Consider the following 12,903-nt stretch of genomic DNA (forward strand, 5'->3'; position numbering starts at 1 on the left):
TACCTCCACGGGTCCGACTTCCCGTGGAGGCTCCCCATGACGGCGACCGCACCCCGTCCCGTGCAGACGCGTCCCTGGCCGGTGCGCCGCCAGGTGCGCGGCTCGGCGCTGGCCCGGACCCTGCGCACCACCGACGCGAAGCAGATCGGCCTGATGTACCTGACGACGTCGTTCGGGTTCTTCCTGATCGGCGGGGTGATGGCGCTGATCATGCGCGCCGAGCTGGCCCGTCCGGGCATGCAGATCCTGTCGCCCGAGCAGTACAACATGCTGTTCACCATGCACGGCACGATCATGCTGCTGCTCTTCGCCACCCCGATCGTGTTCGCTTTCGCGAACTACATCATCCCGCTGCAGATCGGCGCGCCGGACGTGGCGTTCCCGCGGCTCAACGCCTTCGCGTACTGGCTCTATCTCTTCGGCGGCTCGATCGCCCTGGGTGGCTTCCTGGTGCCGGGCGGCGCCGCCGACTTCGGCTGGACCGCCTACGCCCCGCTCAGCGACTCGACGCACAGCCCGGGTGTCGGCGGCAACATGTGGGTCGTCGGCCTGGCCATCTCCGGGCTCGGCACGATCCTCGGCGGCGTCAACATCATCACGACGATCCTCACGCTGCGCGCGCCGGGCATGACCATGTTCCGCATGCCGATCTTCACCTGGAACATCCTGCTGACCATGGTCCTGGTGATCACCGTCTTCCCGTTCCTGGCGGCGGCGCTCTTCGCCCTGGCCGCCGACCGGATCCTCGGCGCCCACGTCTTCGACGTCGACACCAACGGGCCGCTGCTGTGGCAGCACCTCTTCTGGTTCTTCGGCCACCCCGAGGTCTACATCGTCGCGCTGCCGTTCTTCGGCATCATCACCGAGGTCATCCCGGTCTTCAGCCGCAAGCCCGTCTTCGGCTACAAGGGACTGGTCGCCGCGACGCTGCTCATCACCGCGCTGTCGTTCACCGTCTGGGCCCACCACATGTTCGGCACCGGCCAGGTGCTGCTGCCGTTCTTCAGCCTGCTCAGCTTCCTGATCGCCGTACCGACGGGCATGAAGTTCTTCGTCTGGATCGGCACGATGTGGCGCGGCCAGCTCAGCTTCGAGACGCCGATGCTCTTCGCGCTCGGCTTCATGGTCACCTTCGTGCTCGGCGGCCTGAGCGGCGTGCTGCTCGCGGCGCCCCCGATCGACTTCCATGTCCACGACACCTACTTCGTCGTCGCGCACTTCCACTACGTGCTCTTCGGCACGATCGTCTTTGCGGTCTTCGCGGGCATCTACTTCTGGTTCCCGAAGATGACCGGCCGGATGCTCGACGACCGGCTCGGCAAGGTCCACTTCTGGCTGACCTTCGTGGGCTTCCACGCGACATTCCTGGTGCAGCACTGGCTCGGTGCCGAGGGCATGCCCCGCCGCTACGCCGACTATCTGCCCAGCGACGGCTTCACCACGCTCAACATGATCTCGACCGTCGGCTCGTTCGTCCTCGGCCTGTCCACGCTGTTCTTCCTCTACAACGTCTGGAAGGCCTACCGCGTCGGCACCCTGGTCACCGTCGACGACCCGTGGGGCCACGGCAACTCGCTGGAGTGGGCCACGTCCTGCCCGCCCCCGCTGCGCAACTTCGACCGCATGCCCCGCGTACGCTCGGAGCGCCCGGCCTTCGACGCCAAGTTCCCGCAGCTCGCCGCGGGCGCGCAGAGCGTGGCCGGCCCGCCCGAGGGTGGCGCCCGTCCCCTCTCCAGCGAGTCCCACGGCGGCGCCACCTATCCCGAGGACCGCTCCGACGACTGACCGCCCGGGCCGGCCGGGTGTCAGCCGACGGTGAAGGACAGCGGGGTGCCGTCCGCGGTGACCAGGCCGTCGTCCGTGTCGCGGCCGACGGGGACGCCGTCCTGCTCGAGCACCCAGGCGCCCTCTCCCTCGGCCAGCGTGAACTGCTGGTGCTTGTCGTCCGCGGCGCAGATCCGGATGCGCAGGGCGTTGTCCTCCTCGGTCGCGCACACCTCGCCGCCCGGGCGCCGGGTGACCTGGACGAGCTGGAGTTTCGTCCCGGCGGGGCGCAGGAACCAGCGGTTGCGCCGGTCCTGGTCCTTGCCCTCCACCTCCTCGACGATCACCCGGTCGTCGTCGTCATAGCCGGCGACGATCGGGGCGTCGTCGGTCGTGCGCAGGGTCACCGCCTTCCGGCCGCGCAGGACGTCGCCGGGCAGCGGGCCGAGGCTGGGGGCGGGACTCTCGGTGGCGCTGACGGCGGGCGGCGCGGCCGGGGCGACGGTCTCGGGGTGGCCACCGGTGAGCAGGGCGGCGCCGCCGGCGATGCCGAGGACGGCGGCGGCCAGGCCCGTCGTCCCGGCGATGCGCTGGTGGCGGCGGCGCCGGCGGCCGCGGTCGATGATCTCGGCGACCGGGCGGGGGCGGAGGACGCGGCTGCCGTGCGCGGCGAGGGCGGCGAGGTCGTGGTGCAGGTCAGGCTCGGGCACGGGTCACACGTCCTTCGTCGAAGCCGGCGTCGTCGAGCAGGGCGGCCAGCGCCTTGCGGCCGCGGGAGAGGCGGGCCTTCACGGTCCCGCTCGGGGTGCCGGTCTCGGCGGCGATCTCGGCCACGGAGAGCCCGGCCAGGTAGTGCAGCACGATGTCCCGGCGCAGCACGGCCGAGATGCCGCGCAACGCCGTCATGAGGGCGACGTGGTCGGGGCTGAGGCCCTCCAGGACCAGGTCGGTCGTGTCGCGGTGGTGGGCGCGCAGCCGGGTGACGGCCTTGCGCCAGCCGCTGATGGCGATGCGGGAGGCGACGCGGCGTACCCAGGCCTCGGGGCTGTCGGCCTGCGACACCGTGCTCCAGCGCTGCCACGCGCGGGCGTAGGCCTCGGCGACCGCATCCTCCGCCTCGGCGCGGTTGCCCGTCATCACGTACAGGTGGCCGAGCACGCGGGCCGAGGAGGCGCGATAGAAGTCCTCGAAGTCCGGCAAGGTCGTGTCCTTCCCCCCGCCGCGGCGGGGCCGGCCGATCAGTGTCGCGGGATGACGCCCGGCTTCAGTATCCGGTTGCCGCCTGTGACCGTGATCACTTTACCTATCGGTACAGAAATGCGGAACGGAGGGGTAGCGTTCCTTTGCGTACCGAGCGATACACAAAACTGAGGAGCGCAGCATGGGACAGCTCGACGGCAAGACGGCCCTGGTCACCGGGGGTACGGCGGGCATCGGCCGGGCCGCGGCCCGCAAGCTGGCGGCCGAGGGCGCGTACGTCTTCGTGACCGGCCGCCGCCAGGAGGCCCTCGACGCCGCGGTGGCGAGCATCGGGGTCAACGCGGCCGGCATCCGCGCCGACGTGGCGAGCCTCGAGGACCTCGACCGCGTGTACGCGCAGATCGGGGAGCGCGGGCAGGGGCTGGACGTCCTGTTCGCCAACGCCGGCGGCGGGGAGTTCTCCGCGCTGGAGGCCATCACCTGGCAGCACTACGCCGACACGTTCAACACCAACGTCGGCGGCACCCTTTTCACCGTGCAGAAGGCGCTGCCGCTGCTCAACCGCGGGGCGTCGGTGATTTTGACCAGCTCCAACATCGATGTGAAGGGCGCCGGCTCGTTCAGCGTCTACGCCGCGAGCAAGGCCGCGCTGCGCTCCTTCGCCCGCAGCTGGGCGGCGGAGCTGGTCGGCCGGGGCATCCGGGTCAACACCATCGCCCCCGGGCCGATCGGGACGCCGGGGCTCAGCGGTCTCGCGCCCGACGCCGAGGCGGCCGAGCAGCTGCTCAAGGGGCTCGCGGCCGGGGTGCCGATGGACCGGCTCGGCCGGCCGGAGGAGATCGCCGACGCGGTGCTCTTCCTCGCCTCCGGGTCGAGCAGCTACATGACCGGCGCGGAGATCTACGTGGACGGCGGGGCCAGCCAGGTCTGAGGGCTCGCCGTCGACTTGCCTAATAGTTGTAGGCAATTGCATAATGGCTGTCATGGTGCGGGCCGGGTTGACGACGGAGCGGGTGGTGCGAGCCGCCGCCGACCTGGCCGACCAGGGCGGCTTCGAGACGCTGACGGTGTCGGAGCTGGCCCGCCACTTCGGCGTCAAGGTGCCGAGCCTCTATGCCCACGTGCGCGGCTCCCAGGATCTGCGCACCCGGGTGGCGCTGCTCGCGTTCGAGGAGCTCGCCGACCGGGCCGCCGAGGCGGTCGCCGGCCGGGCGGGCAAGGACGCGCTGGTCGCGCTGGCGAACGTCTACCGCGACTACGCCCGCGAGCACCCCGGGCGCTACGACGCCACCCGGCTGCGGCTCGACCACGAGACGGCGGCCGCCAGTGCCGCCCCGCGCCACAGCCAGCTGCTCCGGGCGGTGCTGCGCGGTTACGACCTGTCCGGCGAGGAGCAGACCCATGCCGTGCGGCTGCTCGGTGCGGCGATCCACGGTTACGTGAGCCTGGAACAGGCCGGCGGCTTCGAGCACAGCGCGCCCGACACGCAACGATCCTGGTCCCGGGCGCTCGACGCCTTGGACGCCCTTCTCCGCCATTGGCCGGTCTGACATGCACTCGACACCGATCACTGCTGAGCTCGTACGCGGGGCTCGGGAACTGGAACGCACCGAGCGCGGCCTGCTTCCGCACCGGTTGCCCGCCTGGGCCCGGGCGCAGACCCCGGACCCGCAGCTGGCCCTGGTCGAGGCGCAACCTTCCGGCGTACGGGTGGTCTTCCGCACCCGCGCCACGACGGTCGAGCTGGAGACCGTGCCGACCAAGCGCGTGTTCGCGGGGCTGGCGCCCCGTCCGGACGGGCGCTACGACCTGGTCGTCGACGGGCGGCTGACCGCGACCGGTCACGTGGACGGGGGCGACGTCGTCCGCATCGACCTTGCCACGGGTTCGTCGTCGCGCGTCGCCGGCGCCCCCGGCACGGTCACGTTCGCCGGGCTCACGGACGGGCCGAAGACGGTCGAGATCTGGCTGCCGCACAACGAGACGACCGAGCTGGTCGGATTGCGGACGGATGCGCCGGTCGAACCCGCCCCGGACCCCGGCCGTCCGGTGTGGCTGCACCACGGCAGCTCGATCAGCCAGGGCAGCGACGCCGCGGGCCCGTCCGTCACGTGGCCCGCCGTGGCCGCCGCCGCGCGGGGCTTCGAGCTGATCAATCTGGGGCTCGGCGGGAGCGCGCTGCTCGACCCCTTCACCGCGCGCACCATGCGGGACGCTCCGGCCGATCTGATCAGCGTCGAGATCGGCATCAACCTCGTCAACACCGACGTGATGCGGCTGCGCGCCTTCACGCCCGCGGTCCACGGCTTCCTCGACACGATCCGCGACGGTCACCCGGCGGCGCCGCTGGTGGTGATCTCGCCGCTCTACTGTCCGGCCTTCGAGGACACGCCGGGCCCGGGCGCCTTCGACGTGGACGCGCTGCGGGCCGGCCGGATCGAGTTCGTGGCGGCCGGGTCGCCGGGCCCGGGCAAGCTCACCCTGCGGGTGATCCGCGACGAGCTGACCCGGATCGTCGCCGACCGTGCCGATCCGATGCTGTCCTACGTCGACGGGCTCGACCTCTATGGCGAGCGCGACCACGACGAGCTGCCTCTGCCCGACCGCCTGCACCCCGACGCCGCCACGCACCTGCGCGTCGGCGCCCGCTTCGCCGAGCTGGCCTTCGGGGCCGAGTAGTGGAAATTCCCTCCGACGACGAGATCCGGGCGCTGCACGAGCGTTTCGCGCCCAGCCCGGCGGCCTTCTACCTGGTGTGGACGCACTGCCGGATCGTGGCCGCCATCGCCGCGCAGCTGCTGCCCGCCGGTGCCGACCCGGCGCTGGTCCGAGCCGGGGCACTGCTGCACGACATCGGCGTCCACCGGCTCGGCCCGGGCGACGCCTACATCCGGCACGGGCTGCTGGGCCACGAGCTGCTGCGCACGGCCGGCCTGCCCGAGGAACTGTGCCGCTTCTGCTCCTGCCACACCGGCGTGGGCATCACGCGCGCCGACATCGTGACCCAGCACCTCCCGCTGCCGCCGGGCGACTACGTGGCCCGGACCGAGGAAGAACGCCTCGTGATGTACGCCGACAAGTTCCACAGCAAGACCACCCCGCCGGTCCTCCTCTCCGCCGCCACCTACAGCCGGTCGGTCGCGCGCTTCGGGCCGGACAAGGTGGCGGCCTTCACCGCCCTGATCACCCGCTATGGCGAGCCGGACCTCCGTGGCCTCGCCGCCGAGCACGGTCACGCCATCACCTGAGTCACGGCTTAGGGTTCGGGTCGCCTTCGAGCCAGCTGACGTGCTGGACGACGCGCTCGATCTTCCAGCCGTCGGGGGTGCGGAGCAGGTGGTGGTCGTACGAGCCGCGCATCAGGTAGAGGTCGCCGTTCTTCATGTGGTGCTGCGCGTACATGTAGGAGAAGCAGACGGCGCGGTCGGGGTCGGTGTCGTCGAAGGTGACGCGGTGGTTGGGGCTGAGGTGCTGACGGGCGTCCCAGGCCTCGAGCAGCCCAGCGGCCATGCCGACGAACTGATCGCGGGGAAAGTCGGCGGCGGGCAGGCCGGCCTCGGAGAAGTCGACGTGGACCGGGTCGGTGAGGATCCCCGCGTACGCGGACCAGTCGGCACTGTCGATCGACGTGGCGTAGGTGATGACGGTGTCGATGATCGCCGCGCGGTCTTCGAGGCGCTGGATCCGTTGCTCGAGAGTGGGCATGCCCGTGGCATCCTTGTCACTAGACGGTGATGCGTTGCTTCTCTTTCGGAAGCGACTAGTAAAAAGTAAGTGGGTGGGCTCGTGATGTCAAGGGGCGACTCCGTCGTCGCGGGTTCGGCTGCCGGGGATCCCTGCGAGACCCTGAGCGAGCCGTTGTCGCGGGTGATGACGCTGCTCGGCAAGCGCTGGAGCGGCCTGGTGCTGAGCACGCTGCTGCAGGGGCCGGTGTTCTTCAGCGACCTCAAGCGGGCGATTCCCGGGATCAGCGACCGGATCCTCAACGAGCGGCTCGTGGAGCTGGGCGAGCTCGGGCTCGTGACGCGGACGGTGCTCGACGGGCGGCCGGTCCGGGTGCGATACGAGGTGACGGAGCACGGCGGGGCGATCCGGCCGGCGCTGGCCGCGCTCACTCTGTGGGCGGAGGCGCATCTGCAGCCGTCCGGATCGCCCTCTTCCTCGTCGTAGTCCGCCTTCGGAGCGAATGACGGCGGGAGTGACTGCGGGCCGGCTCAGCGGGTCGAGTTGGTGCGGGCGGCGATCATCTGGCGGCCGGTGATCTGGCCGGTGGACGCGGGCACACAGCCGCGCGGGAGGCGGTCACCGCCCATGCGCGCGGCGACGACGTCCTCGGCGAAGATTCCGTTGCCGCGGGCGGCCGTGGCCTTCGCCGCGCCGTTCTCCAGCGCCGGGTGCCGGGACTCCCAGGCGGCGCGGACCTTGCCGGGCAGGTGCAGGCTGCGCCAGACCCGGCGCAGCGTACCCGGGTTCAGCAGGTCGTTGATCTCACAGCAGTCGGCGGCCTCGCACAGCACCGACTGGTACGCGAGCCGGAGCTGAGCCGGGTCGTCGAGGTCGAAGCGACGCCGGCTGCGATGCCCGGGCGCCATGTGGTGCGGCAGTTCGAGGACGCCGACACGGTGGCCGTGCATGTCGTCGAGGCTGATGGGGACGGCGGGGGCCCGGCCGGATGACCTGCGGTTCTTCCGGCCGTCGCGGGCTGGTACGTACGGCATGGCCTCAGGTTAAGCACCCCGCGGCGCCGGGTGGCCCGGGTCGCCGGGACTGGTGACCAGGGAGACGAGTGTTACGGCGGCCCCTGATCGGCAGCCCGATGGCTACCCGCCCGGCTGGACCGCAAACGGCGTCTCCTCCGCCGGGCAGTCCGGCGCCCGCCCGGGCAGCAGGTCGACGACGGGCACCTGCGCGGTCACGCCGGCCACCTCGAGCACGCGCCGCACCGACCCGCCCGGGTTGGCCAGCCGATAGCCGACACCGTGCCGATCCACCGCGTCCGCGCCGCGGAGCAGGGCCCGGGCGCCGGCCGCGTCGAGGAAGCCGACCCTCCTCAGGTCGACGACCAGCTCGGCGGTGCCCGGCCGGCCGGCGGCGTTGGCGATGAGGGCCAGCAGAACCTCACTGGTCTCCGCGTCGATCTCGCCGACCACGACGAGATGAGCGACCCCGCCACCGGCGTCGTGCCGGCGTACGGCGAAAGACTGCGTCATGAAACACCCCTATGCGTGCGCTCGCCCATCGTGCCACCCGGATCGCCGCGCGGCGCCGAGTGATCGAGTGATGTTCCCGCCGAGTTGTCCCCGCCGGGCCGGAACTCCTTCTCCCGTGGTGCCACGCCCTGCAAACATCCTGCACACGCCTTTTCATTGACTGTCATCAATGCGTACGCCTACGTTCGGGGACGAAGCGAAGGAGGCATGCCATGCGCGGGATCCTGCCCGTACCGATCCTGGTGGCGGCCATGCTCGCCGCACCCCGGCCCGCGGCCCCGGCGCCCGACGATTTCGCTCAGGCAGCTTCTTCCTCGCCCGACGGCTTCGCTTCCGTGGCGGCGCTCGGGCTGGGCGGCACCACCGGGGGCGCCGGCGGGGCGACCGTCACCGTGGACACCACCGACGAGCTGCTCACCGCGATCGACACTGTGGGCCCGCTGATCATCCAGGTGAGCGGCACGATTGCCATCACGAGCAAGCAGGGTGTACGCCCGGACAAGTCGATCATCGGCCTCGGCGTGAACGCGGTCGTCACGGGTGGCGGATTCGACTTCTACCGGTCGTCCAACGTCATCGTGCGCAACGTGACGTTCACCGACGCGGAGGACGACGCCCTCAACATCGGGCAGGAGTCGCACCACATCTGGATCGACCACAACACCTTCGTCCGGCCGGTGGACGGATCCGTCGACATCGTGCGCGGCGCCGACTACGTGACCGTTTCCTGGAACCACTTCGCCGGTACGGACAAGAGCATGCTGATCGGCCACTCGGACGGCGCCGCGTCCACCGACATCGGACACCTCAAGGTGAGCATCCATCACAACTGGTTCGACGGGTCCCGTCAGCGCCACCCGCGAGTGCGCTTCGGCGAACCGGTGCACGTCTACAACAACTGGTTCCGGGGCAACGAGCTCTACGGAGTCGCGTCCACGATGAACGCCGGCGTGCTCGTCGAGGGCAACAACTTCTCCGGGGTGCCGTACCCGTGTTTCTCGGTCGGTGGCTATGCCGACAGCGCCCCGGGGCGTCTGGTGCAGCGCGGCAACGTTTTCGGCAGTTCCGGACCCTGCGAAGCGGGCGGCACGGTGGTCGAGCCGTCGACCTGGTACGCCTACACCCTCGACGCCCCTGCAGCCGTTCCCGCTCTGGTCCAGTCGGGCGCGGGCGCCGGAAAGCTCTGACCCCATGTCGCACCGAGAGGTGATCGCATGATCTCGCACCCGTCCCGTCTCCGGCGGGCTGCCCTGACCGCCACCGCGTTGCTCACCACGGCGGCCGCCGTGGCGACCGGTGTTCAGCAGGCAAGTGCCCAGACCGCCGCGGAGGACGCCGAGGGGCCCGCCGCTCGAACTGTGGCGGCGCCAGTGGGTTCGCCGGCGGCGGAGGCGTGCGGCGCGGGGACGTACCAGTCGGAAGTGACCGTCAGCGGCAGCACCTGGACCGCGCGGAACAGCTCGGGGAGCACCGTTTACAGCGGCACGGACTTCCGGGCGGCGGTGCAGGCGGGAATCGGCAGTCTGACGGCGGGGCGGACGAGCATCCAGCGGGTTGTGGTGCGGGGCAACGGATCGATGAGTGCGGGCAGCCGGATCTCGCTGGCGAGCTACACCTCGTTGTCGGTTTGCGGAACGATCAATGTGACCGGTTCCGGCAGCGGCGACTATGCCCCGGTCTACGGGCGCGGGGTCAGCACCATCGAGGTCCCGTATCTGAATGTCACGGGCACGCCGGTGTACGGCATCTTCCTGCGCAACGTGGCCAACGTGTGGCTCGGGCAGATCGACATGCGGCTCGGGGCGGGGCTCGGCGTGCGGATCGACAATCGGGGCGACACGAGCCAGTGGACGCGCAACGTGCGGGTGGACTCCGTGTACGTGCAGGGGGCGAGCTCGCACGCCATGGAGACGTACGGCGTGGACGGCATCACGGTCGGCACGGTGACCGCGCGGAGCGTCGGCGAGTCGGGCCTGCTGCTGAACCAGACCATCAACGCCACGGTGGGCACCGTCGACGCCGAGAACGCCGGAACGGGAACCGGTTACGCGGCGTTCCGGATGGCCAACCGCAACGGCCGGGTCGGCGACGCCTATCCCCAGAACATCAAGGTGGGTACGGTCCGGGCCCGCGGTGGCGGCCGGGGCATCTTCTGCGTCTCGGAGAGCGGCGGCGCCACCGTCGACCGGGTCGACATCGCGAACACCGGCAACAACTCGGTCCTGGTCGAGAACTGTCACAACGTCACGATCGCCGGCGTCTCCGGCACGGTCAGCGGCGGCGGCGAACTGCGGATCGCGGCGCGCACCGAGTTCGCGCCGTCGTCCGGGATCCGGTTCCAGAACTTGTCAGTCTCCAACACGAACATCACCTGGAGCCCGTGCACGGGCAGCAACAACACCATCAGCAACGTGACCCGGACCAACTCGACCCTCACCTGGTGCTGACCGCGGAAAGAGAGAGCCGGCCATGAAAACCTTCGTCGCCGCGATGGCCGTCCTGCTCGCCACGACCGTCGGCGGCCCCACCGCGGGAATCGGTTCCACCGTGCGTCAGAACTCGGGAACCGGTGGGGCACAGCTGGAACGGCTGGATCGTGGGCTGGTCGTGGTGGCCACCAGCGAGGGCAACTTCCTGAGCTGGCGGCTCCTGCGCCACGAGGTGACCGGTTCCTCGGCGACGGGTCTGACGAGCGCCGCCTTCCACGTCTATCGCGACGGGCGGCGGATCGCGACGGTCACCGACAGCACGAACTATCTCGACCAGGGCGCCTCGGGCACGGCGGGGTACCGCGTTGCCGCCGCCGGGAGTGGCTCACTCGCCGTGGGAGCCGGCCGGGCGGGAGGAACCCGGCCGTGGAGTGGCGGGCACTACGACTTGCCGTTGCGGAAGCCGGCCGACGGGGTGACGCCGGCGGGGGAGGCCTATTCGTATTCGGCGAACGACATGAGTGTCGGGGATGTCGACGGGGACGGGCAGTACGAGTACATCGTCAAATGGGACCCGTCCAATTCCAAGGACGTGTCGCAGGTGGGCTACACCGGTCAGGTGTACGTCGACGCGTATGAACTCGACGGCACCCTGCTCTGGCGCATCGATCTCGGGGTCAACATCCGGGCGGGGGCGCATTACACGCAGTTCCTGGTGTACGACTTCGACGGGGACGGGCGGGCCGAGGTCATGATGAAGACCGCTCCGGGCACGCGGGACGGCTCGGGGCGCTTCGTCACCATGCCGCGGGGCGATGTCCGGGCCGGATACGCGCACACCGACGACTATCGCCTGAGTGCCGCCGGCTATCACGAGCACGTCGTGAGCATGTTCCAGGGCTGGCAGCGGCATCCCGAGGTGGTGGCCGGCCGGTGGCCCGCGACGCTGGAGCAGGCGTTCGGCATCGAGCCGCGGTACGCGTACCCCTTGAATCGGGCCGACGCCGAAGCGCTCGCGGACTATTTCATCGATGTCTACGCGCCGGCCCGCAGTTCCCGGAACAATCTGCGCGCGTTCGAGGGATTCATCGTCGACGGGCCGGAATATCTGACCGTCTTCCGGGGCGCGACCGGCCGCGAGTTGCAGACGATTCCGTACGAGCCGGGGCGGCACGACGACGGCCTCATGTGGGGCGACTATGCGATGCCGCGAATCGAGCCCGCCAACCGCGTCGACCGGTTCCTGGCCGGGGTCGCCTATCTCGACGGCCGCCATCCGAGTGCGGTCTTCGCCCGGGGCTATTACACCCGGTCCACGCTCGTGACCTACGGCTGGAACGGGCACACGCTGACCCGGCAGTGGTATGTGGACAGCGGCTGGGTGCCCATGACGAACCCGTTCAACGACACCCCGCACGGGCGTGACGGCACCGATCCGGAGTTCGCCACGCTCACCACTCAGGGCTTCCATTCGCTCAGCGCCGCGGACGTGGACGGCGACGGGCGCCAGGAAATCGTGTACGGGTCCGCCACGATCGATGACGACGGCAGCCTGCTCTACTCCTCGTTCGGGGTGCTGCCGGAGGGCAGTGCCGCCCCGGGGCAACGGGTCCGGCTCGGTCACGGCGACGCCATGCACGTCACGGACATCGACCCGGACCGGCCGGGGCTGGAGATCTTCACCGTGCACGAGAACGCGACCATGGCCCCGTACGGCATGGCCATGCGCGACGCCGCCACGGGTGAGGTCCTTTTCGGCACTTATTCGGGGCGCGACACCGGCCGCGGCATGATCGGCGACGTGCTGCCGGAGGTGCGTGGCATCGAGTCGTGGGCGAGCCTGCCGGGCGGCTCGGAGGCGCTGGGCATCCACACGGCGCGGGGTGAGGTTCTTCTGGGACCGATTCCCGGGACGAATCAGAGCATCCGCTGGGCCGCCGATCTCACCACCCAGGTCGTCGACGGCGCGGGCGACGTCACGCCCACGATCAACGACTGGCGCCGGGGCACACTGCTGACCGCCGAGGGCACGCGCACCAACAACGGCACGAAGGGCAACCCCGGCCTGGTGGCCGACATCCTCGGCGACTGGCGGGAGGAGCTGCTGGTACGCACGGCCGACAGCGCAGCCGTACGTATCTACGTCAGTACCGAGGTCACGACGCACAAGCTGTTCACGCTCATGCACGATCCGCAGTACCGCGCCGAGGTCGCCCGGCAGCAGACGACGTACAACCAGCCCTCCTACCCGGGCTTTCACCTGGCCTCCGACACGGACTGGTCCCGCGTGACGCCATAGA

The 12,903-nt window shown here is 70.5% G+C and carries 14 protein-coding genes; 9 read left to right on the forward strand and 5 right to left on the reverse strand.

What is annotated here, in order from left to right; all coding sequences use genetic code 11:
* The first annotated feature begins 36 nt into the window (after positions 1 to 36).
* Positions 37 to 1,785: an aa3-type cytochrome oxidase subunit I gene (gene ctaD, locus RAN62_RS25215; protein ID WP_305787231.1), complete on the forward strand. Its 1,749-nt coding sequence runs from the start codon at positions 37 to 39 to the stop codon at positions 1,783 to 1,785.
* Between the two features lie 20 nt (positions 1,786 to 1,805).
* Here ctaD and RAN62_RS25220 read toward each other — a convergent pair whose 3' ends face one another.
* Positions 1,806 to 2,474: a hypothetical protein gene (locus RAN62_RS25220; RefSeq protein WP_305787232.1), complete on the reverse strand. Its 669-nt coding sequence runs from the start codon at positions 2,472 to 2,474 to the stop codon at positions 1,806 to 1,808.
* The gene (locus tag RAN62_RS25225) at positions 2,461 to 2,964 is read right to left on the reverse strand and encodes a sigma-70 family RNA polymerase sigma factor (RefSeq protein WP_305787233.1); all 504 of its coding nucleotides are present in this window, start codon (positions 2,962 to 2,964) and stop codon (positions 2,461 to 2,463) included. The genes RAN62_RS25220 and RAN62_RS25225 overlap by 14 nt, the downstream gene beginning before the upstream one ends.
* A 181-nt stretch (positions 2,965 to 3,145) precedes the next feature.
* On the opposite strand from RAN62_RS25225, the gene RAN62_RS25230 reads away from it, so the two are divergent.
* The 4 genes from RAN62_RS25230 to RAN62_RS25245 are packed head-to-tail and all read left to right on the forward strand — an operon-like array spanning position 3,146 to position 6,212.
* Positions 3,146 to 3,895 (forward strand): SDR family oxidoreductase, encoded by a 750-nt coding sequence (locus tag RAN62_RS25230; RefSeq protein ID WP_305787234.1) that lies wholly within the window; start codon positions 3,146 to 3,148, stop codon positions 3,893 to 3,895.
* Positions 3,896 to 3,947: 52 nt separating this feature from the next.
* Complete coding sequence (locus RAN62_RS25235) at positions 3,948 to 4,514, forward strand: TetR/AcrR family transcriptional regulator (RefSeq protein ID WP_305787235.1); 567 nt, start codon at positions 3,948 to 3,950, stop codon at positions 4,512 to 4,514.
* 1 nt (position 4,515) lies between these two features.
* Positions 4,516 to 5,643 carry a GDSL-type esterase/lipase family protein gene (locus tag RAN62_RS25240; RefSeq protein ID WP_305787236.1) on the forward strand — a complete coding sequence of 376 codons (1,128 nt, stop codon included), beginning with the start codon at positions 4,516 to 4,518 and terminating at the stop codon, positions 5,641 to 5,643.
* On the forward strand, positions 5,643 to 6,212 hold the full coding sequence (locus RAN62_RS25245) for an HD domain-containing protein (RefSeq protein WP_305787237.1): 570 nt from the start codon (positions 5,643 to 5,645) through the stop codon (positions 6,210 to 6,212). Before RAN62_RS25240 ends, RAN62_RS25245 begins: the two co-directional genes overlap by 1 nt.
* Before the next feature lies 1 nt (position 6,213).
* Here the strand turns inward: RAN62_RS25245 and RAN62_RS25250 are convergent, their stop codons facing one another.
* Complete coding sequence (locus tag RAN62_RS25250; RefSeq protein WP_305787238.1) at positions 6,214 to 6,669, reverse strand: nuclear transport factor 2 family protein; 456 nt, start codon at positions 6,667 to 6,669, stop codon at positions 6,214 to 6,216.
* An 84-nt stretch (positions 6,670 to 6,753) separates the two neighbouring features.
* On the opposite strand from RAN62_RS25250, the gene RAN62_RS25255 reads away from it, so the two are divergent.
* Positions 6,754 to 7,134: a winged helix-turn-helix transcriptional regulator gene (locus tag RAN62_RS25255; protein ID WP_305787239.1), complete on the forward strand. Its 381-nt coding sequence runs from the start codon at positions 6,754 to 6,756 to the stop codon at positions 7,132 to 7,134.
* A 44-nt stretch (positions 7,135 to 7,178) separates the two neighbouring features.
* Here RAN62_RS25255 and RAN62_RS25260 read toward each other — a convergent pair whose 3' ends face one another.
* A complete protein-coding gene (locus RAN62_RS25260) occupies positions 7,179 to 7,682 on the reverse strand; it encodes a hypothetical protein (RefSeq protein ID WP_305787240.1) in 504 nt (167 codons plus the stop codon).
* A gap of 102 nt (positions 7,683 to 7,784) precedes the next feature.
* Positions 7,785 to 8,174, reverse strand: coding sequence for an STAS domain-containing protein (locus RAN62_RS25265; RefSeq protein WP_305787241.1), 390 nt, complete (start codon positions 8,172 to 8,174; stop codon positions 7,785 to 7,787).
* 212 nt (positions 8,175 to 8,386) lie between these two features.
* On the opposite strand from RAN62_RS25265, the gene RAN62_RS25270 reads away from it, so the two are divergent.
* Genes RAN62_RS25270 through RAN62_RS25280 form a run of 3 tightly spaced genes read left to right on the forward strand, consistent with a single transcriptional unit; the run spans position 8,387 to position 12,902 of the window.
* Positions 8,387 to 9,361 (forward strand): pectate lyase family protein, encoded by a 975-nt coding sequence (locus tag RAN62_RS25270; protein WP_305787242.1) that lies wholly within the window; start codon positions 8,387 to 8,389, stop codon positions 9,359 to 9,361.
* Positions 9,362 to 9,388: 27 nt separating this feature from the next.
* Positions 9,389 to 10,621 carry a hypothetical protein gene (locus RAN62_RS25275; RefSeq protein WP_305787243.1) on the forward strand — a complete coding sequence of 411 codons (1,233 nt, stop codon included), beginning with the start codon at positions 9,389 to 9,391 and terminating at the stop codon, positions 10,619 to 10,621.
* A gap of 22 nt (positions 10,622 to 10,643) precedes the next feature.
* A complete protein-coding gene (locus RAN62_RS25280; RefSeq protein WP_305787244.1) occupies positions 10,644 to 12,902 on the forward strand; it encodes a rhamnogalacturonan lyase in 2,259 nt (752 codons plus the stop codon).
* Position 12,903 lies beyond the last annotated feature (1 nt).

It is taken from the genome of Symbioplanes lichenis, from assembly GCF_030709675.1.
Classification (GTDB): Bacteria; Actinomycetota; Actinomycetes; order Mycobacteriales; family Micromonosporaceae; genus Actinoplanes; species Actinoplanes lichenis.

Bases quoted from the DNA above. Each gene is read 5' to 3' on its own strand.
- ctaD (WP_305787231.1), top strand. From the start codon at position 37: ATGACGGCGACCGCACCCCGTCCCGTGCAGACGCGTCCCTGGCCGGTG.
- RAN62_RS25230 (WP_305787234.1), top strand. From the start codon at position 3,146: ATGGGACAGCTCGACGGCAAGACGGCCCTGGTCACCGGGGGTACGGCG.
- RAN62_RS25235 (WP_305787235.1), top strand. From the start codon at position 3,948: ATGGTGCGGGCCGGGTTGACGACGGAGCGGGTGGTGCGAGCCGCCGCC.
- RAN62_RS25240 (WP_305787236.1), top strand. From the start codon at position 4,516: ATGCACTCGACACCGATCACTGCTGAGCTCGTACGCGGGGCTCGGGAA.
- RAN62_RS25250 (WP_305787238.1), bottom strand. From the start codon at position 6,669: ATGCCCACTCTCGAGCAACGGATCCAGCGCCTCGAAGACCGCGCGGCG.
- RAN62_RS25255 (WP_305787239.1), top strand. From the start codon at position 6,754: ATGTCAAGGGGCGACTCCGTCGTCGCGGGTTCGGCTGCCGGGGATCCC.
- RAN62_RS25260 (WP_305787240.1), bottom strand. From the start codon at position 7,682: ATGCCGTACGTACCAGCCCGCGACGGCCGGAAGAACCGCAGGTCATCC.
- RAN62_RS25265 (WP_305787241.1), bottom strand. From the start codon at position 8,174: ATGACGCAGTCTTTCGCCGTACGCCGGCACGACGCCGGTGGCGGGGTC.
- RAN62_RS25270 (WP_305787242.1), top strand. From the start codon at position 8,387: ATGCGCGGGATCCTGCCCGTACCGATCCTGGTGGCGGCCATGCTCGCC.
- RAN62_RS25275 (WP_305787243.1), top strand. From the start codon at position 9,389: ATGATCTCGCACCCGTCCCGTCTCCGGCGGGCTGCCCTGACCGCCACC.
- RAN62_RS25280 (WP_305787244.1), top strand. From the start codon at position 10,644: ATGAAAACCTTCGTCGCCGCGATGGCCGTCCTGCTCGCCACGACCGTC.